Genomic DNA, 22,841 nt, shown 5'->3' with positions numbered 1-22,841 from the left:
TCCAGCGTCAGCCGAGCTTCGACGCGATCAGTGCCTTCATGTCGACCATCGGCCGAGCACCGAAATGGCTGATGATCTCCGCCGCGCAGATCGCGCCGAGCGTCAGCGACGCTTCCAAATCCTTGCCGATCGCCTGGCCGTGCAGGAATCCCGCCGCGAACAGGTCGCCCGCACCGGTCGTGTCGACGACCTGCTCGATCGGTTCCGCGCTCACTTCGGCGCGCGTCCCGTGCTGGATCGCGCAGGCCCCCTGCGCGCCGCGGGTCACGACCAGCGTCGGCACCTGGGCCGACAGCTTGGCCACCGCCGCCTCGAAATCCTCGACCTCGGCCAGAGCGGTCAGCTCGTTCTCGTTGGCGAACAGGATGTCGATCAGCCCGTCGGCGATCAGCTGGCGGAAATCGCCGCCGTGGCGACCGATGCAGAAGACGTCGGACAGGGTGAAGGCGACACGACGGCCGGCCTTGCGCGCCGCCTCGATCGCCGCGCGCATCGCTGCCCGCGGTTCCTCCGGGTCCCACAGATAGCCTTCGAGATAGAGGATCGCGGCATCCTCGATGATCGACAGGTCGAGCGCCCCGGCGGGCAGGAATTGCGACGCACCGAGATAGGTGTTCATCGTCCGCTGGCCGTCCGGCGTGACGAAGATCAGGCACCGCGCGGTGGTCGGCTGGCCTTCGCGGACCGCCGTGTCGAAATGGACGCCGGCGGCGCGGATGTCATGGGCGAAGACCTGGCCGAGCTGGTCGTCGGCGACCTGGCCGATGAAGGCGGTGCGGCCACCCAGGGCGGCGATGCCCGCGACGGTATTGGCGGCCGATCCGCCCGACACTTCGCGACCCGGGCCCATCTTGGCATAGAGCGCGTCGGCATCCTCGGGCGAGAACATCAGCTGCATCGACCCCTTGGCGACGCCGATCTCGTCGATGAAGGCGTCGTCCGCCTGGGACAGGATGTCGACGATCGCATTGCCGATCGCGACGACCTCGAAACGGGGCTGGGTCAAGGTGGGATGACTTTCGAAAACAACGGGAAGGCCGCCTCCTATCGCCGAACGCCGCGCGACGCGAGCCCCGGCTTGACGGAGGGGTGCAGCCACGCCACCCCGGCGGGATGATCCGCGCGATCCTGCTCACCCTCGGCCAGCTCGGCGACCGCGCGATCCTGCGCGTCCTCGTCACATCGCTGGCGGTGACGCTGGCGGTGTTCGTCGCGCTCGGCGCCGGCCTGTATCTCCTGCTGGATCAGGCGCTGGCCGGCTGGGACGGCGCGCACGGCCTTGCCGCGGTCGGCGCGGTGGCGATCGAGCTGCTCGCCGGCTGGCTGCTGTTCCGGGTGGTCGCCATCGCGGTGCTCGGCCTGTTCGCCGACGATGTCGTCGCGGCCGTGGAGCGGCGCCACTATCCCGCCGCCTTCACGCAGGCGCGCCCGGCCGGCATGGCACGGGCGGCGCGGATGGGGCTGGCCTCGGCAATCCGCGCGACGCTGATCAACCTGCTGATGCTTCCCATTTATATTGCCCTGCTGTTCACCGCGGTCGGACCGGTGGTCGCCTTCACCATCGTCAACGCCTGGCTGCTCGGCCGCGACCTCGGCGAGATGGTGGCCAGCCGGCATATGGACGATGCGACGATGCGGGGCTGGCGCAGGGCGACCGCAGGGCGCCGCTTCGCGCTGGGGCTTGTCGCGACCGGCGTGTTCGTGGTTCCGGTGCTCGGGCTGCTCGCGCCGATCCTCGGTGCCGGCATCGCGACGCATCTGTTTCACGGGGGCAAGGCATGAAGGCTCGGATCGCGCTGCTATTGGCCACCGGCCTGTCGGCCTGCGCCGCGCCCAATGCCGCGCCGTCGACCGTGTCGCGGGCGGTCGTGCCGACCTATCCGACGATGGGGCTGGAGCGGGTGCTGGGCCAGAATGCCGCCGGCCTCACCGCGTTGTTCGGCAAGCCCGACGCCGAGGTGCGCGAAGGCGTCGCGCGCAAACTGCAATTCGCCGGCCCGATCTGCGTGCTCGACACCTATCTCTATCCCAAGGACGCCAAGGACCCGGGGAGCGAGCCGCGCGTCACCTATCTCGACGCGCGCGAACCCGATGGCAGCACCATCGATCGCGCCAGCTGCGTCGCCGCCCTGACCCGGCGCGAAGGCGGCAAATAGGCCGCCACGCTTAGAGGGCTGAAGGCCTCGATAGGTCTGCCTACCCTCACGGGTCATCCCCGCGCCGGCGGGGATCCAGATGCAACGCCGCGCGAGGGGCGGGACGTCAGTGTATTGGGACTCCCGCCTGCGCGGGAATGACGGCGCGTTGGCGAATCAGCGGCTCCAGGAACCGGTCGATCCGTCCCAGCACCGCCAGCCGCCGCGCGTCGGCCTCGCGCAGCAGTTCATGCCCCTGCCCGGCGAACACCTCCACCTCCGCCCCCGGCAAGCGCCGGACAGCCCGCAGAATCGCCGCGCGGCTGACGATCGGGTCGCGCTCGGACACCAGCAGCAACAGCGGCGTCGCCACCCGGTCGAGCGGCGCGGCGTGCAGGCGGTCGAGCGAGCGGCAAGCCGCCAGCGTCCAGCCCCAGCTCGGTGCGCCGGAAGCGATCTCGGGCGTCTGCGTCTTCCACCAGATCTTGTCGGCCTGCCGCTCCGGACAGGCGGTCATCCGCCCGCCGACATTGCCAGCATCGCCCTCCCACACCCGTCGCTGTCCGCGCCCGGCGGCCACCGCGCCCTGTGCCGCGAGCCGGATCGCGCGCGTCCCGAGCGGCCCTGCGCGGATGCCGAGCATCGGCGCGGCGAGCACCGCCGCATCGAGCCGGACGCCGCGCTCGGCGAGCAGGCGCAGCAGCAGATGCCCGCCCATCGAATGCGCCACCGCGACGTGCGGCCCCTTGCCCGCGCGCCAGCCGGCAACGAAGCGGTCGAGATCGTCGAGCAACGGCTCGAACGTGTCGAGATGATTGACCAGCGGATCGGGCAGCAGCCGACCGGAGCCGCCCTGCCCGCGCCAGTCGAAGCCCGCGATGCTCCAGCCTGACCCGCGCCAATGCGCCATCGCCTCGAGATACTTTTCGGCGAAGTCGCCGCGCCCGCCCAGGAACAGCAGCCGCCCCGCCTCGCGTTCCGCGGGCCAGTCGAACGCGCGGAGCGGCCAATTGTCCGTCGCCGGCCAGGGCGCGAAACGCATGCCCGGCGGATGCCGCCGCCGGTCGATGCTCACAGTCGCTGGAGCGCCCATGCCGCCGCTTCCGCCACCACCGGATCGGGATCGTCGACCAGCCGCGCCAGCACCGGCTTCAGGCCCGGCGCACCGCTGTTGCCCGCCGCGATCGCCGCGTTGCGGACCATCCGGTTGCGCCCGATCCGCTTGATCGGCGATCCGGCGAACACCTGGCGGAAACCGGCATCGTCGAGCGCCAGCAGGTCGGCCAGCTGCGGCACGGTGAGCTCGGCGCGGGGCTGAAACGCCAGATTGGCCGCGGCGCTGGCGGCGAACTTGTTCCACGGACACACCGCCAGACAGTCGTCGCAGCCATAGATGCGGTTGCCGATCGCGCCGCGGAATTCCTCTGGAATCGGCCCGGCATGTTCGATCGTCAGATAGGAGATGCAGCGCCGCGCATCGAGGCGGAACGGCGCGGGGAAGGCATCGGTCGGACAGGCGCGCTGGCAGGCGTCGCACGAGCCGCAGCTCTGCCGCATCGCCACATCGGGATCGAGCGCCAACGTCGTGTAGATCGCGCCGAGGAACAGCCAGCTGCCATGGTCGCGGCTGACCAGATTGGTGTGCTTGCCCTGCCAACCCAGCCCCGCCGCCTCGGCCAACGGCTTCTCCATGACCGGCGCGGTGTCGACGAACACCTTGAGTTCGCAGCCCGCCTCCTGCGCCAGCCAGCGGCCGAGCGCCTTCAGCGCCTTTTTGACGACGTCGTGATAGTCGCCGCCCTGCGCATAGACGGAGATGCGGCCGACCTCGCCCTCGTCCGCCAGCCGTAGCGGATCGGCGGCGGGGGCATAGCTCATGCCGAGCGAGATGACGCTCTGCACCGCCGGCCACAGGCCCGCCGGGGTCTCGCGGTGATGGGCGCGTTCCTCCATCCAGATCATGCCGCCATGCCGCCCCTCGGCCAGCCATTGGTGCAACCGCGCGGCGGTGCGCGGCGCCGCGTCCGCGCGCGTGATGCCGCAGGCGACGAAGCCGAGCTCCGTCGCCTTGGCCTTGATCCGATCTTCCAGCTTGTCCTGGGCCACGCGCGCCCGCTACCACATCGCGACGCCGCTTCGAAGGGCGGGCGCACGGGGGATGTCGGTTGGCGAACGAGAGCGATCTGGCGGTATCGGCCCGCGGGCTGGTGAAACGCTATGGCGAGCGCCGCGTCGTCGACGGCGTCGACCTGGCGGTGCCGCGCGGCGCGATCTACGGCGTGCTCGGCCCCAACGGCGCGGGCAAGTCGACGACGCTGCGCATGCTGCTCGGCACGATCGAGCCGGACGAGGGCCGCCGCGTCGTGCTCGGTCATGACGCGCCGCGCGACGCCAGCGACCGCATCGGCTATCTGCCCGAGGAGCGCGGCCTTTATCCGGCGATGAAGGCGCGCGAGGCGATCGCCTTCATGGGCGCGTTGCGCGGGCTCGACTGGAAGACCGGCCGGGCGCGCGCGGCGGAGATGATGGAGGCGGCGGGCCTCGGCCATGCCATCGATCAGAAGATCCGCAAATTGTCGAAGGGCATGGCGCAGTTGGTGCAGCTGCTCGGCAGCGTCGTGCATCGCCCCGATCTGCTCGTCCTCGACGAACCCTTTTCCGGCCTCGACCCGGTCAACCAGGAAAAGCTCGAGGCGCTGATCCTCGCCGAGCGCGATCGTGGCGCAACCGTGCTCTTCTCCACCCACATCATGTCCCATGCCGAACGGATTTGCGACGGGCTTGCGATCATCGCCGGCGGCAACCGCCGCTTCGAGGGCACGGTGGACGAGGCGCGCGCCACGCTGCCGCAGCGCGTCCGCTATACGCCCGCGCATCCCGGTGCGGACCTAGTGGCGGTTCTGCCGCCCGATGCGGAGCGGGACGGCGAAGGCTGGCGTTTCCAGCTGCCGCATGACGGGATCGAGCCGCTGCTCGTCGCGCTGATCGAGCGCGGCCACGGCATCGCCGGCCTGTCGATCGAACGCCCCGGGCTGCACGACGCCTTCGTCCGCATCGTCGGCGCCGACGCCGCCACCGTATCGGAGCCACAGGCATGACCCTCGCGCGCACCCTTCGCCAGGCGCTGACCATCGCGCGGCGGGATTTCACCGCGACCGTGTTCACGCCGATCTTCCTGCTGTTCCTGTTCGCGCCGCTGATCATGGGTGCGTTCGGTGCGGTCGGCGGCATGGGCGCGGCGAGCGTCGCCGGCAGCAACAGCGACCGTGCCCGCGTTGTCGCGATCGTCCCCGATGCCGCGGCACGGCCGATCGCGGAAGCGGACACGCGGCTGCGCGCCGTCTTTCGTCGCGACGAGGAGGAGCCGCCGGCGCTGACCACGCTGACCGCGAGCGCCGATCCCGCCGCCCAGGCCCGCGCCGCCTTCGCCGCCAAGGATTATGAGGCGAGCGCCGTCCTCTACGGCCCCCTCGCCACACCCACCATCCTCTATGGTCCGCTCGGCAAGCGCGCCGCGGGCTATCTCGGCGTGCTCGCCGGCCAGACCCTGGCCGCCGAGCAGCTCGGCGGTGCCCTGCCCCGCGTCACCGTCACCAAGATGCCGTTCGAGCGGCCGAGCGGCGCCGCCGGCGGCGACGGCGGCTATCGCCAGTCCGCCTCCTTCGCCGTGTTCGGCGTCTTCCTGCTCAACCTGTTCCTCGCCAGCCAAGTGGTCGGCACGATGGCGGAAGAGCGCAACAACAAGGTGATCGAGGTGCTCGCCGCGGCGGTGCCGCTGGAAAGCGTCTTCCTTGGCAAATTGCTCGGCATGTTCGGCGTCGCCATCCTGTTCGTCGGCTTCTGGGGCACGATCGTCGCCAAGTTGGGCAGCTTTCTGCCACCCGAAACGGCGGCGGCGCTGGCGCTGCACACGGCCCTGCCGCTGCCCGTGTTCGGCGTGCTGTTCTTCGTCTATTTCACCATGGCCTATCTGCTGCTCGGCTCGGCCTTCCTCGTCGTCGGCGCGCTCGCCTCGACCCCGCGCGAGATCCAGATGCTGTCGCTGCCGATCTCGGTGATCCAGATGGCGATGCTGGCGCTGGCGCTCGCCGGCACCGCGCATCCCGACGGCACGATGGGGCTGGCCGCGCAGCTGTTTCCGCTGTCCTCGCCGTTCGCGATGGCCGGCCGCGCCGCCACTTCGGCCAGCCTGTGGCAGCATGGCGCGGCGATCGCCTGGCAATTGCTGTGGGTGTCGCTGTTCATCGTCATCGGCGCGCGGCTGTTCCGGCGCGGCGTGCTGCAGTCGGGCAGCGCCAAGCCGCGCTGGCGGCGGGCGAAGGCGTGAAGTGCTCCTGCGCATGCAGGAGCCCAGAGTTTCAGGCGCTGGTGTGTGTGGCTCTGGGTTCCTGCGTACGCAGGAACACGCCAGTCGCCAAATATGGTTCTTAGCGCATCCGGCAGGCGCGGATATCCTCCGGCTGCGGACGGGTGCCCGCCGGCTGGAAGGTCGCCAGATAGCCACCGGCCGACGGCATGTCGGTGAACGACACCTCGCGATAGCCGACCGCCTGAAATTCGCAGCGCAGCAGCGCCGGCGGCGTACCGTGGTTCTGGGTCGGGCGATTGGCGTCGACCACGACGACCAGCCCGTCGCGCTTCAGCGAGGGCCGCAGCCGCCACAGGAATTCGTAAGGCTGCGCGATCTCATGGTACATATGGACCATCAGCACGCGGTCGAAGCTGTTCTCGGGCAGCTTGGGATCGGCCGGCGCACCGAGCCGGACGGAGACATTCTCCAGATCCTCGCGCGCCACGCGCTCGGCCAGCGCGTCGCGGACGCTGGCGACGATGTCCTCCGCCAGCACGCGACCGGTCTTGCCCACCCGGCTGGCCAGGCGGATCGTGTAATAGCCCTCGCCGGCGCCGATATCGGCGACGGTCATGCCGCGGCGGATGTCCGCCTTGCCCATCACCTCGCTCGCCTCGTTGAGCCGATCGCGCGCCTCCTCGTTCGACCAACGTGACGACACGATGTTGGCGACCGGGCGGTCGGCGGCCGGAAACGGTCCCGGCGTGTCCGGCTCGTGGCGGATCAGCGGCTTGGAGCCGTCGCACGCGGCGATGAGCAGCGCCGGCGCGATCACCCCGGCCGCCAAGCCCAGCATCGTCAGGCGACGGCGACGCATCAATCCACGTCCTCCACCTCGACGCTCTCGCCCGTGACCCGCTGCGACAGCGCCGCCGCCATGAAATCGTCGAGGTCGCCGTCGAGCACGTCGCCCGGCGCGGTCGAGGTCACGCCGGTACGCAGGTCCTTGACCAGCTGATAGGGCTGCAGGACATAGGAACGGATCTGGTGGCCCCAGCCGATGTCGGTCTTGGTGGCATTCTCCGCATTCGCCGCCTGCTCGCGCTTCTGCAGCTCCAGCTCGTACAGGCGCGCGCGCAGCTGATTGTATGCCTCCGCCTTGTTCTTGTGCTGCGAACGCTGGTTCTGGCACTGCACGACGATGCCGGTCGGGATGTGCGTGATGCGCACCGCCGAATCGGTGGTGTTGATGTGCTGGCCGCCGGCGCCGCTGGCGCGATAGGTGTCGATGCGCAGGTCGCTCTCGTTGTACTCGACCTCGATATTGTCATCGATGACCGGATAGACCCAGACGCTGGAGAAGCTGGTGTGGCGCCGCGCCGCGCTGTCGTAGGGGCTGATCCGCACCAGCCGATGGACGCCGCTTTCGGTCTTGGCGAAGCCATAGGCGTTCTCGCCCTTGACCAGCAGCGTCGCCGACTTGATCCCCGCCTGCTCGCCGGAATGATAGTCGATCAGCTCGACCCGCATGCCGTGCCGTTCCGCCCAGCGCGTGTACATGCGCTGCAGCATCCCGGCCCAATCCTGGCTCTCGGTGCCGCCGGCGCCGGAGTTGATCTCGATATAGGTGTCGTTGCCGTCGGCCTCGCCGGCGAGCAGCGCCTTGACCTTGTCGCGCTGCGCCCGCTCGGCGAGCTGCTTGAGCGCGTCGATCCCCTCCGCCTCCAACTCGGCGTCACCCTCCATCTCGGCAAGTTCGACCAGCTCGGCGGTGTCGGCGAGGTCCTTCTCGATCGCCCGCGTCGCGCTGATCGCCTCGTCCAGCCGGCGACGCTCGCGCATCACCTCCTGCGCGGCCTTGGGGTCGTTCCACAAGGCCTGGTCCTCGACGCGGGCGTTGAGTTCGTCGAGGCGACGCAGCGCACGATCCCAATCGAGGAACCGGCGCAGCAGCGACAGCGCCTCCTTGATGCTGTCGACATGGGATTGCGCTTCGGCGCGCATGAAGAGTCTCCGGAAAACACGAGGATGGCGTAGCGGCCACGATATGGGAAGCCGCGCTAGTAGATTCCGCCTTCTCTTTGCAAGAAATCGCTGTCGCGCGGCGCCTGCGCTTTGGGCGTCCCGGCGCTGGTCGTCGGCGTCGCGGTGGGGCCGGCGTGACGCGCGGCGCGGCGCGGCTCGCTCTCCGGCTTGAACGCTTCCCAGATCACCGCCGGCTTGGGATCGCTGTCGGTCGGGAAGGTGCCGTAAACCGGCCGGCCGCTGGCGCGGTCGATGCGCACCATGCGGATGCCGGCGGGTGCCCGGAACGGCAGCTTGTCCAGCCCCTCATAGGCCTTGACCGCGAATTCCTTGAAGATCGGCGCCGCGACGGTGCCGCCCTCCGCCGCGCCCAGCCGGCGTGGGCTGTCGTAGCCGAGATAGAGGCCGCCGATGAACTGCGGCGTGCCGCCGATGAACCACACGTCGGTCGGGCCGGTCGTCGTACCGGTCTTGCCGAACATCGGCCGGTCGAGTTCGCGCAGCGTCGTCGCCGTGCCGCGCTGGATCACGCCCTCGGTGATATGGACCATCTGATAGGCGGTCATCGCGTCGATCGCCTGCCGCGTCCGGTCGCGCGGCCGCGGCATCGGCTTGCCGTTCCAGTCGGGAGCGTTGCAGCCGTCGCAGGCGCGCCAGTTCTCCGGCCAGATCACCTTGCCATGCCGGTCCTGGACGAAGTCGATCAGCGTCGGCTCGTGCGCCCGCCCCTGGTTGGCGAGCGTCGCATAGGCGTTGACCATGCGGCTGACCGTGGTTTCGCCCGCACCCAGCGCGATCGCCAGATAGGGCGAATAGGTGCCGACGCCGAGCCGCTTCATCACGTCGACGACCTTCGGCATGCCGGTGGTCGCAGCGGCGCGCACCGTCATCAGGTTGCGCGACTGTTCGATGCCCCAGCGCATCGTGTGCGGGCCGGCGCCGCGCTGGTTGGCGAAGTTGCGGAAGCACTTCTGGCCCAGTCGCGCCCCCTGATAGACGCAATAGGGCGCGTCGAGGATGATCGTCGCCGGCGTCATGCCGTTCTCCAGCGCGGCGGAATAGACCACCGGCTTGATCGTCGATCCGGGCTGGCGCATCGCCTGGGTCGCGCGGTTGAACGCCTGGATGCGGCTGTCGAAGCCGCCCTGCATCGCCAGCACGCGGCCGGTGCCCGGCTCCTCGACGACGAAACCGCCCGATACCTTGGGCACCGATCGGATCGCCCAGCTGCGCCCCTCCGGCGCGACGGCGATGATGTCCCCGGGCTTCAGTGCCGAGAAACTGGTCGCCGCACTGCCGCGAACCGGCGTCTGCGCCAGGCTGCGCGGCAATTCGCCGGTCTTGCCGTCGGCGAAGCCGATCTGCCAGGCGTCGCCGCTGCGCGCGATGACGATCGCCGCCCGCCAGTCGGCATAGTCCAGCGCGACATTGGTGTTGACCAGCGCGCCGAGCCAATTGTCGCCGTCGATCTCCTCATGCCGCAGCGGCCCGGACCAGCCGCGGCCACGGTCGTAGCGGACCAGCCCGTCGCGCAGCGCCTGGGTCGCGAGATCCTGTAGCCGCGTGTCGAGGCTGGTGCGCACCCACAGGCCGCCGGCATAGACGCTGTACGGCCCGTCGCTTGACTGTTCGCCGAACTTGTCGATCAGCTGGCGGCGCACCTCCTCGACGAAATAGCCGCCGACCCGCTCGTATTTTGGCGTGCGCCGCAGCACCGTGCCGAGCGGTTCCGCCACGGCCTCGTCATGCTGCGCCTGGGTGATGAAGCCGTTCTTGAGCATCTCGCCCAGCACCCAGTTGCGCCGCTCCATCGCGCGGTCGGGATGGCGGACGGGGTCGTAGTTCGACGGCCCCTTGGGCAGGATGGCGAGATAGGCGAGCTGGGCAAGATCGAGTTCGGGCAGCTCCTTGTCGAAATAGGCATGGGCTGCCGCCTCGACGCCGAACGCATTGCGGCCGAGCGCGATCTGGTTGAGGTACAGCTCCAGGATCTGCGGCTTGTCGAGCGTGTCCTCGATGCGGAAGGCGAGGATCGCCTCCTTGATCTTGCGCGTCGGCGAATATTCGTTGCCGATCAGCAGGTTCTTCGCGACCTGCTGGGTGATCGTGGAGCCGCCGCGGGCGCGCTTGCCGCTGCCGAACTTGCGCGCATAGTCGAACACCGCGCCGGCGAGACCGGGATAGTCGACGCCATGATGCTCGAAGAAGGTCTTGTCCTCCGCCGCCAGGAAGGCGCGGACCAGCATCGGCGGATATTCGGCATAGGACAGTTCGACCCGCCGCTCGCGGGCGTAGGACTGGATCGGATTGCCGTCGTTGCCGCGGACGTTGGTCGGCAGCGGCGGTTCGTAGGTGCGCAGCTGGTCGACCGAAGGCAGGTCGCGCAGGATCGTCACGTACAGCACGCCATAGCCGATGACGGCCAGCACCGCGAGCGCGGCCAGCGCCTTGACCCACCACCGCCCCCAGGCACGCCGCACCGCCCCCCGCACGCCGCCGGCGTCGCGGAACTGGGTCATGCGAGAGGTCTGGGGGGGATCGGACGCCATAGTCGTGGGGCCCGCGTGTAGCAGGTTCGCGGCCGGTTGCCAGCCGGGTTGCGGCGGGTCGCATCGCGGCGGGCCGATCCGTCGCCACGACGGCCGGCCGGCGCGAGCCTGGCGCTACTTGCTCGCCATCTGCCGGGCGAAATGAACCTCGACCGCGCGCGTCACGCTCTCGGCGATCTTGTCGCGGCCTTCGCGGCTGTCCAGAAAGGCGGCGTCCCCGGGGTTGGAGATATAGCCCGTCTCGAACAGGATCGACGGCATGTCCGGCGCCTTCAGCACCATCAGCGACGCCATGCGATGGAAATTCGCCTTGGTCGGGATCAGCGGCTTAGCCTCGCGGCCGAGCAGCCGCGCGAAATTGGCCGAGGAGTTCATCGTCTCGCGCTGCGTCAGGTCGATCAGGATCGACGATACGTCCGCCCCGGCATCGCCGAGATTGACGCCGCTGATCACGTCCGCCTTGTTCTCGCGCGTCGCCAGCCGCGCCGCTTCCTTGTCGGACGCGACCTCGGACAGGGTATAGACGGAGGCGCCGCTGGCATCGCCGCTGCCGACGCTGTCGCAGTGGATCGAGATGAACAGATTGGCGTGCAGCCGCCGCGCGATGCCGAACCGTTCGCGCAGCACCAGATAGCGGTCGTCGTCGCGGGTCAGCGCGACGCGGACCCGGCCGCTGACGAGCAGCTGGTCGCGGATCGCCTTGGCGATGCGCAGGGTCACGTCCTTTTCGCGCAGGCCGGTATCGGGATTGATCGCACCCGGATCGACCCCGCCATGGCCGGCATCGATCACCACCAGCGGCCGGTCGTCGTCGCCCTGCACCCGCGGCAGCTTCACGCCACGCGCCGGCGGCGGCACCGGGATCGACACCTTGTACTTCGGCCGGGCCGTCCAATTGGCGAAGTCGAACGACAGGAAACTGAGCGGCCCCGCCGCGCTGGCCGCCGCGAAGCGGGCGACGTCGACCACCTGCAGCGACAGCGTCAGCCGCCGGCCGTCGGCGTCGAAGCCGCCGTCGCCGATCACCGCCGGCCGCGCCAGATCGAACACCAGCCGCGTGCCCGTGCCGCGCACCAGTTGGCGCACGGCGCGCACCGGTCCGCCGACGATCGTCTTCAGCCCCGGCGTCACGCCGGCGATATCGACGGCGATCTGGCGCGTGTCGGGCAGGATCGTCCCGGTCGCGTCGCCGACCGGACCGTCGAAGCGGATGTCGATCCGCCCGTCGCCGACCGCGACGCTGCGCACCGCGGTCGCCGCCGCGGCGGGACCGCCGGCGATCCATCCGACCAACAAGGCGAGCAACGCGAACACGGCACGTATTTGCCGCTTGTCCTGCCCGCGGGTCCAGCGAAAACCCATCTCTACCCCTTTGGCGATCCCCTTGCGATCGCAGGGACTTGCCGTAGCGCAGCAGCATTTTCCGCCAGGTTGCCCGGCAAGGTTAACGGGTCGTTCGGCATGTTTCTGCCGGCCGAACCGGCAAAATCGCGCCGGTTGCGATATGATGATGCCGGTGCTACCTACCCTACTGCACCCGTGCGTCGCGAAGACAAGGACTTGCAAAAGACCAGGACTGAGCGATGCGGCGGGCGGCCGCGCCGTCCTGGCGCGGGTTCAAGAACCAGGTTGACGCTCGCATGACGCACTTCTCCAACGTCCGACACCGCCCGGCTGATGCCGGCGGTCGCGCGGGCGTGTGGGCGGGCCGTGCCCCCCGAAGTGCCACGCGAGCAGACGCACTTTCGCAAGACCTTCGCGCCGACGTGATCGGCGCCTTCCATGCCATCCGCGCCGATCACGTCGGCGCATTCAATCGTCGCGCGCCCCGCCCTGCCGGCTCTGCCGCACCGCCGGGACGCGCGTGGAGACTATCCAATGACCACGCGTATGCTGATCGACGCTCGCCACCGGGAAGAGACCCGGGTCGCCGTCGTCAAGAATAACCGGATCGAAGAGTTCGATTTCGAATCCGCCGAGCGCAAGCAGCTCAAGGGCAATATCTACCTCGCCAAGGTGACCCGCGTCGAACCGTCGCTGCAGGCGGCGTTCGTCGATTACGGCGGCAACCGCCATGGCTTCCTCGCCTTCAGCGAAATCCACCCCGATTACTATCAGATCCCCAAGGAGGATCGCGACGCGCTGCTGCGTGAAGAGGCCGAGCATGCCGCCGAAGAGGCGGCGCTGCGCGCCGAGCAGGACGCCGACGAGGAGGAGTTCGACGGCGATCACGAGGTCGAGCACGACCATGCCGAGCACGACCACGCCGACGACGATCACCATGACGAGCCGGCCGACGGCGACGAGGGCGAGGAGCCGCGCGGCACCTCGAAGAAGCCGCGCGGCAACGGCAATGACGACCAGGTCGAGGCGCTGCGCCAGCGCCGCATGAATCTGCGCCGCCGCTACAAGATCCAGGACGTGATCCGCCGCCGCCAGGTGCTGCTGGTCCAGGTCGTCAAGGAAGAGCGCGGCAACAAGGGCGCGGCGCTGACCACCTATCTCAGCCTCGCCGGCCGCTATTGCGTGCTGATGCCCAACACGTCGCACGGCGGCGGCATCAGCCGCAAGATCAGCAACGCCGCCGACCGCAAGCGGCTGAAGTCGATCATGGCCGACATGGCTTTGCCCTCGTCGATGGGCTGCATCGTCCGCACCGCCGGCCTGCAGCGCACCAAGACCGAGATCAAGCGCGACTTCGACTATCTCGCCCGCCTGTGGGACGGGATCCGCGAAACGACGCTGCATTCGTCGGCGCCGGCGCTGGTCTATGGCGACAGCGACCTGATCAAGCGCGCGATCCGCGACATCTACAACCGCGACATCGACGAGATCCTGGTCGAGGGCGAGGACGGCTATCGCCACGCCAAGGACTTCATGAAGCTGCTGATGCCGAGCCATGCGCGGCGCGTGAAGCAGTACGCCGACGCCGTGCCGCTGTTCCAGCGCGCGCATGTCGAGGACCAGCTCGCCGCGATGTACAATCCGGTCGTGCAGCTGAAGTCGGGCGGCTATCTCGTCATTAACCCGACCGAGGCGCTGGTGTCGATCGACATCAACTCCGGCCGGTCGACCCGCGAACACAATATCGAACAGACCGCGACCGCGACCAATCTGGAAGCGGCCAAGGAGATTGCCCGCCAGCTGCGCCTGCGAGACATGGCCGGCCTCGTCGTCATCGACTTCATCGACATGGACAATGGCTCCAACGTCCGCAAGGTCGAGAAGGCGATGAAGGAAGCGCTGAAGGACGACCGCGCCCGCATCCAGGTCGGCCGGATCAGCAGCTTCGGCCTGATGGAGATGAGCCGCCAGCGGCTGCGCACCGGCGTGCTGGAGGCGTCGACCCGCCAGTGCCCGCATTGCGAGGGCACCGGCCTCGTCCGCACCGCCTCGTCCGCCGGCCTGTCGGCGCTGCGCCTGATCGAGGACGAGGCCGCACGCGGCCGCGGTTCGATCCTGACTCTGCGCGCCAGCCAGGAAGCGGCCGTCTATGTGCTCAACAAGAAGCGCGCCGACATCGCCGAGATCGAGGACCGCTATGGCGTGATCGTCGAGATCGTGCCGGATCGCGAGGAGGAAGGCGCGCGCATGTCGGTCGAGGCGAGCGGCCCGCCGCCCGCCCACGCGCCCAAGATCGAGGCGCTGGTCGAGGATCTCGACGATGACCTCCCCGAGGAGATCGAGGAGGAGTTCGACGAGGAGGATGAGGTCGAGGCGGAGGCCGAACCCGTTGCACGCGCGCCCCGCGAGGAGCGTGGCGAGGACGATGGCGAGGGCAACGGTCGTGGCCGTCGTCGTCGCCGCCGGCGCGGTCGCCGCGGTCGCAACCGCGACGAGCAGGGCGGAGACGAGGCGGCCGGCGACGAGGCCGAAGGCGACGTCGAGGGCGAAGCGGCGGCGACCATTGCGGACGCCGCTGGCGACGCCGAGCTGGACGCCGGCGAGGCGGTCGAGGATGCGGTCGAAGCGACCACCGACGAGCCGCAGGGCGAGAAGCGCCGTCGTCGTGGCCGGCGCGGTCGCCGTGGCGGTCGCCGCAACGAGGGCGGTGCCGAGGCGACGGCCGAGCAGGACGCGACCGACACCACCGCCGAAGCGCCCGAGCTCGAGCCGATCGTCGAGGCCGGTGACGCCGGCCCGGTGACCACCGGCCTCGATGCCCCGGTTCCCGCGCCAGTGGCGGACGAGGACACGGCCGAGGCGCCGCGCACCCGCCGTCGCCCGCGGGCCCGCAAGGCGGCTACCGCCGACGCCGCGCCCGTGGCGGAGGCGGCACCCGCCGCTCCGGCCGAAGCGCCCGTCGCCGAAGCCGCCGAGCCGGCGGCCAAGCCGAAGCGCACCCGCAAAAAGGCGACGCCGGCGGCCGAGCCGGTCGCGGATGCTCCCGCCGCCGAAGCGGCCGAGCCTGCACCCAAGCCGAAGCGCACCCGCAAGAAGGCGACCCCTGCCGCCGCGACCGAGGCGACGGCCGCCGAAGCGCCCGCGGTGGAGGCTCCGGCACCGGCGAGCGAGGCTCCGGCCGCAACCGACGAACCGGTCGAAGACACCGCCAACGCCACGCCACGCCGCGGTTGGTGGCAGCGCACCTTCGGCAACTGATCCATCGGTTTTGCCATCACGAAAGGCCCTTCCGCTCCGGCGGGAGGGCCTTTTGCTGTCGGTGAGTGGCCTGCCGTCGTTACGGCATAGGCTGCATCATCCAGGCTCAGGGCGTTCGCCGGCGTAGCGCCAGAGCCGATCGCCATTCGGCATGGCAGGCCATGTTCCGTCATCCCCGCGCAGGCGGGGTTCCAGAAGCCGTGACGTCACGGCTCTAGACGCAGCCTCCGCGCGTCTGGATTCCCGCCTGCGCGGGAATGACGGCGGGGCGTTTTCAAAGCCTGCGACGCCGACTGTCGATCGGTCCCAGGGATCGGGACATCCCGGCCGCCTCTTCAGCCGCCATTCACCGCGAAGGCGGCAGCACGGCCCGCATGGCCCTTCCCCGCCGTTTCGTCGTGACCTCGCCCGCGCCGGCGGTTATGTTGGCCGCCGTGACCCACGTGCCGGTTTCCCTGCCATGACGCGCTTGCCGATGAAGCGTCTGATCGCCGTCGCCGCCGCCACCATCCTGCTCGCCGCCCAGCCTGCCGCGGCGCAGTCGATCCTGCGCGATGCGGAGACGGAGGCGATGTTCGCCGACATGTCGAACCCGCTGATCAAGGCGGCCGGCCTGTCGCCGCGCGACGTCAAGGTCGTGCTGATCAACGACGAGTCGATCAACGCCTTCGTCGCCGGCGGCCAGACCGTCTACGTGCATTCCGGCCTGCTGCAGGCGGCGGTCAACGCCAATCAGGTGCAGGGCGTGATCGCGCACGAACTCGGCCATATCGCCGACGGCCACGTCGTCCTCGCCGATCGCGGCATCAAGCCGGCGATGAACATCACGCTCCTGTCGATGGTGCTTGGCCTCGCCGCCATCGCCGCCGGCGGGGCGGAGGCGGGCGCCGGGCTGATGGCGCTCGGCCAGCAGGCGGGCCTGGGCAAATATCTCGCCTTCAGCCGCACGCAGGAAACCACCGCAGACGCCGCCGGCGTCCGCTTCCTCAACGCCGCCGGGGTCAGCGGCAAGGGCATGGTCAGCTTCTTCAAGCGCCTGCAGCAGGAGGAATATCGCTACGGCGTGGAGAATATCGATCCGTTCATGCAGACCCACCCGCTGTCGGGTGAGCGCATCCAGCATCTGACTGCCGACCTGCAGGCGTCCCCGGCGTGGAACAAGCCGCCCGACGCCGCGCTGGAGGAACGCTTCCGCCGGGTGAAGGCGAAGCTGGAAGGCTATGTGCTGCCGCCCGAACGCACGCTGCAGGATTTTCCGGAGAGCGACGGCTCGGTCTATGCGCATTACGCACGCGCCTATGCCTATCACAAGGCCGGCTATCCCGACAAAGCCGATGCCGAATCCGCCGCGTTGCTGAAGGCGCAGCCCGACGATCCTTATTTCCTCGAGATCCGCGGCCAGATCCTGCTCGAGGCGGGCCAGCCCGCCGCGGCGCTGGTGCCGCTGCGCCGCGCGACCCAGGGGTCGGGCAACAACCCGCTGATCGCCACCACCTTCGGCCATGCGCTGATCGCCACCGAGGACAAGGCCAATTATCCGGAAGCGATCAAGGTGCTGCGCATCGCGACGCAGCGCGACGACGACAATCCCTTTGCCTGGTACCAGCTCGGCACCGCTTATGAACTGACCGGCGACACGGCGCGCGCCGCCCTGGCGACCGCCGAGCGGGCGAGCATGAACGGCGATCAGCGCACCGCCGCACAGAGCGCGCGCTACGCCATGGCCGGCATCCCGCAGAACACGCCGGACTGGATTCGCGCGCAGGACATCGCCATGGCGGCGCAGAACGACATGGACGACAATCCGAAGAAGTATAAGCGCAAGTGAAGACCTCCTCCCTTATCGCCGTCGCGGCGCTCGGCGCCGTCGTCGGTGCCGGTGCGGTGTGGAGCGTCGACCGCTTTGCCGCGCCCGTCCCCGGTCGCGCCGGTATCGAGCGCGTTGTCCGCGATTATGTCGTCACCCATCCGGAAATCATCGTGCAGGCGATGCAGACCCTGCAGAACCGCGAATCGGGCAAGGCGGTCGCCGCCAACCGCGATGCGATCGCCACGCCCTTCGCGGGTGCCTGGGCGGGCAATCCCAAGGGCGACGTGACGCTGGTCGAATTCTACGACTACAATTGCGGCTATTGCCGGGCGTCGCTGCCGATGATCGCCGACCTGATCAAGCGCGATCCCGGATTGCGCGTCGTGTACCGCGAACTGCCGATCCTCGGACCGACCAGCCGCCCGGCGGCGCGCGCCAGCCTGGCCGCGGCGCAACAGGGCAAGTTCGGCGCCTTCCACGAGGCGCTCTACGCCGCGGGGCCGGTCAGCGAAGCGTCGATCGCCGCCACCGCTGCAAGGACCGGCGTCGCCCTGCCCGGCAGCAACGCGCCGGTGCTAGACCAGGAGATCGCGAGGAACATGGACGTCGCGGCGAAGCTCGGCGTCACCGGCACCCCGACCTGGATCGTCGGCGATCAGATGCTGTCCGGCGCGCTGCCTGTGGCTGATCTCGAACGGGCGATCGCAGCGGCGCGAGGGCGCTGACCCCTTTCGCTGTAATACGTCAGGCTTAGCGCCTATTCCTCAGATGGCGGGCGAGGTCGGCGCCCAATCCGTCTGCGTGACCTTTGTGACCTTTCAACCGGCCTGCGCTCCCTTCCAACCGCCGGCTCGCCACCCTATCTCCGGCGAAAATCAGGGGGCCTCATGACCGAACCGATCCTCGCCATCGCCGGCGTCTCGAAGACGTACAAGAGCGGCACCACCGCCCTCGCCAGCGTCGACCTGACGATCAACAGGGGCGAGATCTTCGCGCTGCTCGGCCCGAACGGCGCCGGCAAGACCACGCTGATCAGCATCGTCTGCGGCATCGTCACCCCCTCCACCGGCACGATCACCGTCGGCGGCCACGACGCCGTGCGCGACTTCAAGGCAGCACGCCGGATGATCGGGCTGGTGCCGCAGGAACTGTCGGTCGACATGTTCGAGACGGTGCTGGCTACCGTCAGCTATTCGCGCCGCCTGTTCGGCCGCGGCCCCGATCCGGCGCATATCGAGCAGGTGCTGCGCGACCTGTCGCTGTGGGACAAGCGCGACGCCAAGGTGATGGAGCTGTCCGGCGGCATGAAGCGCCGCGTCCTGATCGCCAAGGCGCTCGCCCATGAGCCCGACATCCTGTTCCTCGACGAGCCCACCGCCGGTGTCGACGTCGCGCTGCGCCGGGACATGTGGAAGCTGGTCCACGGCCTGCGAACCCGCGGCGTCACCATCATCCTGACCACCCATTATATCGAGGAGGCCGAGGAGATGGCGGACCGCGTCGGCGTCATCGCCAAGGGCCAGTTGCTGCTGGTCGAGGACAAAGCGACGCTGATGCGCAAGCTCGGCAAGCGCGAGATGGACCTGACCTTGGTCGAACCGATGACCGCCGTGCCGTCCGGCCTCGAACGCTGGCATTTGACGCTCGAGAATGAGGGCAAGACGCTGCGCTACGTCTTCGACGCCACGGAGGAGCATACCGGCATCCCGTCGCTGCTCCGCGCGCTGGCGGAGCAGGGCATCGCCTTCAAGGATCTCGAGACGTCGAAGTCGAGCCTTGAGGACATCTTCGTCGATCTGGTCGGAGCCCGCGCAGCATGAACCTCAACGGCATCTGGGCGATCTATCGCTTCGAAATGGCGCGCGCGCTGCGGACGGTGTGGCAAAGCCTGATCACGCCGGTCCTGCTCACCAGCCTCAACTTCATCATCTTCGGCGGCGCGCTCGGCGGCCGTATTCAGGAGGTCGGCGGCGTCGCTTATGGCAGCTTCCTCGTCCCCGGGCTGATCATGTCGTCGCTGCTGGTGCAGAGTGTCAGCAACGCCTCGATCGGCATCTACTTCCCCAAATTCACCGGTACCGTCTTCGAACTGTTGTCCGCGCCGATCTCGGCGATGGAGATGGTGATCGGCTTCGTCGGCGCGGCGACCACCAAGTCGGTGGCGATCGGCCTCGTCATTCTCGCCACCGCCACCGCCTTCGTCGAAGTGCGCGTCGACCATCCCGTCGCCATGGCCGCGCTGCTGATCCTGACCAGCCTCGCCTTCTCGCTGTTCGGTTTCATCATCGGCATCTGGGCGAAGAATTTCGAGCAACTGAACTTCGTGCCGACGCTGGTGGTGACGCCGCTGACCTTTCTCGGCGGCGTTTTCTATTCGATCGACATGCTGCCGCAGCCGTGGCGGACGGTCACCCTGTTCAACCCGGTCGTCTATCTCGTCAGCGCCTTCCGCTGGAGCTTCTTCGGCACTGGCGACGTTCCGGTGCTGATCAGCCTAGGCGTGACGGCCGGCTTCCTGTTGTTGTGCCTGGCGGTGGTCGGCTGGATCTTCCGGACCGGGTGGCGGCTAAAGAATTGAAGATTCGCCCCACCCTCACCCTTCCCACGCCGCTGCGCGGCGCGGGCCCCTTCCCTCTCCCGACGGGAGAGGGAAAAGCCGCCGCAGGCGGCGAAGGGTGAGGGCAGCGGAGACCTTCATCGGCTTCGACTCGGCCTGGACCGACAGTCCACGGGCGCCGGGTGCGATCTGCGCCGTGACCCTCGCGCACGACGGCACCGCGACCTTCCACCCGCCGCGTCTTGCCCGTTTCGCCAACGCCCTCGCCTTCATCGAGGTCGTCGCCGGCGACTATACGCTGATCGCCCTCGACCAGCCGACGATCGTGAACAATCCGACCGGCATGCGCCCGGCGGAGCGCGTCGCGGCGGCGGCGATCAGCTGGCTGGGCGGCGGCGTCCAACCCGCCAGCCGCGCCAAAACCGGCATGTTCTGCGACGCCGCCCCGGTCTGGCCGTTCCTCGACGCGCTCGGCGCGACCGACGATCCGCTCGCCGCACGACAGGCGCCGGACGGACGCTATGTCATGGAGGTGTTCCCCGCCCTCGCCATTCCCGCCTTCGACGCGAGCCATGCCGGACACAAGACGGCCGCCAAGTACAATCCCGCCAACGCCCGCTTCCGCCCCGACGACTGGCACCGCGTCGCCCTCGCCGCCGCTGCGCAGTTCGACCGCTGGGGCCTGGCCGAACCCGCCGCCTGGTGTCGCGACGCCGCGCAGCATCCCCGACCGCGCAAGGCGGACCAGGACAGGCTCGACGCGATGCTCTGCTGCGCCATCGCGCTCCATTGGCGGCGCGCGCCGGCGGCCCAGTCGATCATGATCGGCGACCTCGCCACCGGCTATATCGTCGCGCCCCTCGCCCCTGCGCTGCGCGACCGGCTTCACGCCGCCGCGGCGGCGCGCGGCGTGCCTATCGACGGCGCCGGCGTAGCCATGCGCTGACCGCTGGCCGCAGCACCAGCGCGTTGAGGTCGGTCAGGGCGTGCGCGACGATCGGCAGCCACAGCCCGCCGCTGCCAAAATAGAGCCCCGTCATCAACGCGCCGCCGATCGCCGTGGCGACCACGCCGATCCAGCCCTGATAGCGGTGCTGAAGCGCGAAACAGCCGGTACCGACGACACACCCTGCCAGCCCCGATCCGCTGAGCATCGCCACGGCCAGCGGTAGGGCGAGGCGGAAGAACAGCTCCTCCGTCACTCCGGCGCTGACCGCGAGCAGCGCCGCAGGCAGTAATTCGCCGCCGTCCTGCGGCATGATCGAGCGTGCATCGCCGGCGGTCCAGGGCGCCCGGCCCCGCCGCGCCCGCCACCAGGTCGCGACCAGCCCCAACGCGCTGCCGCCCGCCAGCCCGGCCGCGACGGTGCCGAAGCCGATCATCCCGGGCAACAGGTCGATCGCCCGCGCCAGCGGCGCGAACTCCACCGCCAGCCCGCCGATCGTCGCCAGCTTTCCCCAGATCGCCAAGGCCGCCAGCGCCGGCAGGCCATAGCCGAGCCACAGCCCCGCCGCCCAGCGGGCGTGCCGCGCGCCGATCGGCAGCGTCACCGGCAGCCACAGCCGCCCGCGCCACAGGACGAACAGCGCATAGCCGCACAGCAGCGCGGCGAGCGCCTCAGCGATCATCAGTCGAGGCGATGCTCGCCCTTGACCCAGCGCACCGTGCCCGACGAGGCGCGCATCACCACGCTCTCGGTGGTCATCTTGCCCTTCTTGCGCTTGACGCCTTCGAGCAGCGACCCGTCGGTGACGCCGGTCGCCGCGAAGATGCAGTCGCCGCGCGCCAGTTCCTTGAGGTCGTACTGCTTGTCGAGGTCCTCGATGCCCCATTTGCGGGCGCGTGCGCGCTCGTCGTCGTTGCGGAACAGCAGCCGGCCCTTGAACTGGCCGCCGACGCAGCGCAGCGCGGCGCAGGCCAGCACGCCCTCCGGCGCGCCGCCCGATCCCATGTAGACGTCGATCGTGGTTTCCGGATCGGCGGTGGCGATCACGCCGGCGACGTCGCCGTCACCGATCAGCATCACGCCGACGCCGAGCGCGCGCAGTTCGGCGATCAGCGCTTCGTGCCGCGGCCGGTCGAGCACGCAGGCGATGATGTCGCTCGGCTTGACGCCCTTCGCCGCGGCGATCGCCTGGACATTCTCGGTCGGCGTCTTGTCGAGGTCGATCACGCCGGCAGGCAGGCCGGGGCCGACCGCGATCTTGTCCATATAGACGTCGGGCGCATTGAGCAGGCCGCCCTTTTCCGCGATCGCCAGCACCGCCAGGCTGTTCGGCCCCGCCTTGGCGCAGATCGTCGTACCTTCCAGCGGATCGAGCGCGATGTCGATCTCCGGCCCCTTCCCGGTGCCGACCTTCTCGCCGATGTACAGCATCGGCGCCTCGTCGCGCTCGCCCTCGCCGATCACCACGGTGCCGTCCATGTACAGCTCGTTCAGCGCGGCACGCATCGCCTCGACGGCGGCGGCGTCGGCCGCCTTCTCGTCGCCGCGCCCGACCAGGGTGGAGGCGGCGATGGCCGCCGCTTCGGTGACCCGCACCATCTCGAGGACGAGGACGCGATCGAGAACCTGGCTGGCGGCGGGCATGTCTTCCCCTTGTGTCGGTGTGTCTTGTGGATGCGCGATAGGCGGTGGGCGCGTCGGTGTCGAGATCGCGTCGGCGTATTCGCCACGCCTCCCTATCGTCCGTCAGCGGTTGGCGGCGCCAAGCCGTGGCAGGGCGGGCGTCAGGCGCGAACGTCGCGATTGCCCCCTACGGCAGAGACGAGGCGTGCGGCCAGCGCAACGAAATCCGTACGCGATACCCGATTGAGGATCGCAACCGTGAGCGGGTGACGGACGAAGCCGCCGTGTTGGTCGATTGCGCGA

The 22,841-nt window shown here is 69.4% G+C and carries 19 protein-coding genes; 10 read left to right on the top strand and 9 right to left on the bottom strand.

Features of this window, described 5'->3' with window-relative positions; genetic code table 11:
* Positions 1-7 precede the first annotated feature (7 nt).
* The gene (locus tag D9601_RS16125) at positions 8-1,006 is read right to left on the bottom strand and encodes an adenosine kinase (RefSeq protein ID WP_198355108.1); all 999 of its coding nucleotides are present in this window, start codon (positions 1,004-1,006) and stop codon (positions 8-10) included.
* 107 nt (positions 1,007-1,113) lie between these two features.
* Between D9601_RS16125 and D9601_RS16120 the strand changes: the two genes are divergently transcribed.
* Positions 1,114-1,782, top strand: a complete 669-nt coding sequence (locus D9601_RS16120) for an EI24 domain-containing protein (protein WP_198355107.1) — start codon at positions 1,114-1,116, stop codon at positions 1,780-1,782.
* Positions 1,779-2,156, top strand: coding sequence for a hypothetical protein (locus D9601_RS16115; RefSeq protein WP_198355106.1), 378 nt, complete (start codon positions 1,779-1,781; stop codon positions 2,154-2,156). The genes D9601_RS16120 and D9601_RS16115 overlap by 4 nt, the downstream gene beginning before the upstream one ends.
* 106 nt (positions 2,157-2,262) lie before the next feature.
* Here D9601_RS16115 and D9601_RS16110 read toward each other — a convergent pair whose 3' ends face one another.
* Both D9601_RS16110 and queG read right to left on the bottom strand, forming a co-directional pair.
* Entirely contained in the window at positions 2,263-3,177 is a 915-nt protein-coding gene (locus D9601_RS16110) for an alpha/beta hydrolase (protein ID WP_232474297.1), read from the bottom strand.
* A gap of 29 nt (positions 3,178-3,206) precedes the next feature.
* Positions 3,207-4,241, bottom strand: a complete 1,035-nt coding sequence (queG, locus tag D9601_RS16105; protein ID WP_198355104.1) for a tRNA epoxyqueuosine(34) reductase QueG — start codon at positions 4,239-4,241, stop codon at positions 3,207-3,209.
* Between the two features lie 59 nt (positions 4,242-4,300).
* Between queG and D9601_RS16100 the strand changes: the two genes are divergently transcribed.
* Both D9601_RS16100 and D9601_RS16095 read left to right on the top strand, forming a co-directional pair.
* Entirely contained in the window at positions 4,301-5,233 is a 933-nt protein-coding gene (locus D9601_RS16100; RefSeq protein WP_198355103.1) for an ABC transporter ATP-binding protein, read from the top strand.
* On the top strand, positions 5,230-6,462 hold the full coding sequence (locus tag D9601_RS16095; protein ID WP_198355102.1) for an ABC transporter permease: 1,233 nt from the start codon (positions 5,230-5,232) through the stop codon (positions 6,460-6,462). The genes D9601_RS16100 and D9601_RS16095 overlap by 4 nt, the downstream gene beginning before the upstream one ends.
* Positions 6,463-6,562: 100 nt before the next feature.
* Here the strand turns inward: D9601_RS16095 and D9601_RS16090 are convergent, their stop codons facing one another.
* The 4 genes from D9601_RS16090 to D9601_RS16075 form a co-directional block, all read right to left on the bottom strand.
* Positions 6,563-7,303 (bottom strand): class I SAM-dependent methyltransferase, encoded by a 741-nt coding sequence (locus D9601_RS16090; protein ID WP_443024763.1) that lies wholly within the window; start codon positions 7,301-7,303, stop codon positions 6,563-6,565.
* Positions 7,303-8,430, bottom strand: coding sequence for a peptide chain release factor 2 (gene prfB / locus D9601_RS16085; RefSeq protein WP_198355101.1), 1,128 nt, complete (start codon positions 8,428-8,430; stop codon positions 7,303-7,305). Before prfB ends, D9601_RS16090 begins: the two co-directional genes overlap by 1 nt.
* A gap of 56 nt (positions 8,431-8,486) precedes the next feature.
* The gene (locus tag D9601_RS16080) at positions 8,487-11,000 is read right to left on the bottom strand and encodes a transglycosylase domain-containing protein (RefSeq protein ID WP_198355100.1); all 2,514 of its coding nucleotides are present in this window, start codon (positions 10,998-11,000) and stop codon (positions 8,487-8,489) included.
* A gap of 114 nt (positions 11,001-11,114) precedes the next feature.
* Positions 11,115-12,362 (bottom strand): N-acetylmuramoyl-L-alanine amidase family protein, encoded by a 1,248-nt coding sequence (locus D9601_RS16075; protein ID WP_198355099.1) that lies wholly within the window; start codon positions 12,360-12,362, stop codon positions 11,115-11,117.
* Between the two features lie 516 nt (positions 12,363-12,878).
* On the opposite strand from D9601_RS16075, the gene D9601_RS16070 reads away from it, so the two are divergent.
* The 6 genes from D9601_RS16070 (at position 12,879) to D9601_RS16045 (ending at position 20,915) form a co-directional block, all read left to right on the top strand.
* Entirely contained in the window at positions 12,879-15,602 is a 2,724-nt protein-coding gene (locus D9601_RS16070; protein ID WP_232474295.1) for an Rne/Rng family ribonuclease, read from the top strand.
* 475 nt (positions 15,603-16,077) lie between these two features.
* A complete protein-coding gene (locus D9601_RS16065) occupies positions 16,078-17,430 on the top strand; it encodes a M48 family metalloprotease (protein WP_198355098.1) in 1,353 nt (450 codons plus the stop codon).
* Entirely contained in the window at positions 17,427-18,137 is a 711-nt protein-coding gene (locus D9601_RS16060) for a DsbA family protein (RefSeq protein ID WP_198355097.1), read from the top strand. Before D9601_RS16065 ends, D9601_RS16060 begins: the two co-directional genes overlap by 4 nt.
* A gap of 162 nt (positions 18,138-18,299) precedes the next feature.
* Positions 18,300-19,232 carry an ABC transporter ATP-binding protein gene (locus D9601_RS16055; RefSeq protein ID WP_198355096.1) on the top strand — a complete coding sequence of 311 codons (933 nt, stop codon included), beginning with the start codon at positions 18,300-18,302 and terminating at the stop codon, positions 19,230-19,232.
* Positions 19,229-19,990: an ABC transporter permease gene (locus D9601_RS16050; RefSeq protein WP_198355095.1), complete on the top strand. Its 762-nt coding sequence runs from the start codon at positions 19,229-19,231 to the stop codon at positions 19,988-19,990. Before D9601_RS16055 ends, D9601_RS16050 begins: the two co-directional genes overlap by 4 nt.
* Positions 19,991-20,087: 97 nt before the next feature.
* Positions 20,088-20,915 carry a DUF429 domain-containing protein gene (locus D9601_RS16045; RefSeq protein WP_198355094.1) on the top strand — a complete coding sequence of 276 codons (828 nt, stop codon included), beginning with the start codon at positions 20,088-20,090 and terminating at the stop codon, positions 20,913-20,915.
* Here D9601_RS16045 and D9601_RS16040 read toward each other — a convergent pair.
* Complete coding sequence (locus D9601_RS16040; protein WP_198355093.1) at positions 20,884-21,597, bottom strand: CPBP family intramembrane glutamic endopeptidase; 714 nt, start codon at positions 21,595-21,597, stop codon at positions 20,884-20,886. The genes D9601_RS16045 and D9601_RS16040 overlap by 32 nt on opposite strands.
* Positions 21,597-22,559, bottom strand: coding sequence for a class II fructose-bisphosphatase (glpX, locus tag D9601_RS16035; RefSeq protein WP_198355092.1), 963 nt, complete (start codon positions 22,557-22,559; stop codon positions 21,597-21,599). Before glpX ends, D9601_RS16040 begins: the two co-directional genes overlap by 1 nt.
* Positions 22,560-22,841 lie beyond the last annotated feature (282 nt).

Origin of the sequence: Sphingomonas sp. MA1305 (genome assembly GCF_016107325.1) — a bacterium.
In the GTDB taxonomy this organism is placed as follows: Bacteria; Pseudomonadota; Alphaproteobacteria; order Sphingomonadales; family Sphingomonadaceae; genus Sphingomonas.
Note: the sequence above shows the minus strand (reverse complement) of the source record. Positions and strands in the feature narration are given on the sequence as shown.

Bases quoted from the DNA above. Each gene is read 5' to 3' on its own strand.
- D9601_RS16120 (WP_198355107.1), top strand. From the start codon at position 1,114: ATGATCCGCGCGATCCTGCTCACCCTCGGCCAGCTCGGCGACCGCGCG.
- glpX (WP_198355092.1), bottom strand. From the start codon at position 22,559: ATGCCCGCCGCCAGCCAGGTTCTCGATCGCGTCCTCGTCCTCGAGATG.
- D9601_RS16115 (WP_198355106.1), top strand. From the start codon at position 1,779: ATGAAGGCTCGGATCGCGCTGCTATTGGCCACCGGCCTGTCGGCCTGC.
- D9601_RS16075 (WP_198355099.1), bottom strand. From the start codon at position 12,362: ATGGGTTTTCGCTGGACCCGCGGGCAGGACAAGCGGCAAATACGTGCC.
- D9601_RS16065 (WP_198355098.1), top strand. From the start codon at position 16,078: ATGAAGCGTCTGATCGCCGTCGCCGCCGCCACCATCCTGCTCGCCGCC.
- D9601_RS16050 (WP_198355095.1), top strand. From the start codon at position 19,229: ATGAACCTCAACGGCATCTGGGCGATCTATCGCTTCGAAATGGCGCGC.
- D9601_RS16090 (WP_443024763.1), bottom strand. From the start codon at position 7,303: ATGCGTCGCCGTCGCCTGACGATGCTGGGCTTGGCGGCCGGGGTGATC.
- D9601_RS16110 (WP_232474297.1), bottom strand. From the start codon at position 3,177: ATGCGTTTCGCGCCCTGGCCGGCGACGGACAATTGGCCGCTCCGCGCG.
- D9601_RS16080 (WP_198355100.1), bottom strand. From the start codon at position 11,000: ATGGCGTCCGATCCCCCCCAGACCTCTCGCATGACCCAGTTCCGCGAC.
- prfB (WP_198355101.1), bottom strand. From the start codon at position 8,430: ATGCGCGCCGAAGCGCAATCCCATGTCGACAGCATCAAGGAGGCGCTG.
- D9601_RS16055 (WP_198355096.1), top strand. From the start codon at position 18,300: ATGACCGAACCGATCCTCGCCATCGCCGGCGTCTCGAAGACGTACAAG.
- D9601_RS16070 (WP_232474295.1), top strand. From the start codon at position 12,879: ATGACCACGCGTATGCTGATCGACGCTCGCCACCGGGAAGAGACCCGG.
- D9601_RS16095 (WP_198355102.1), top strand. From the start codon at position 5,230: ATGACCCTCGCGCGCACCCTTCGCCAGGCGCTGACCATCGCGCGGCGG.
- D9601_RS16040 (WP_198355093.1), bottom strand. From the start codon at position 21,597: ATGATCGCTGAGGCGCTCGCCGCGCTGCTGTGCGGCTATGCGCTGTTC.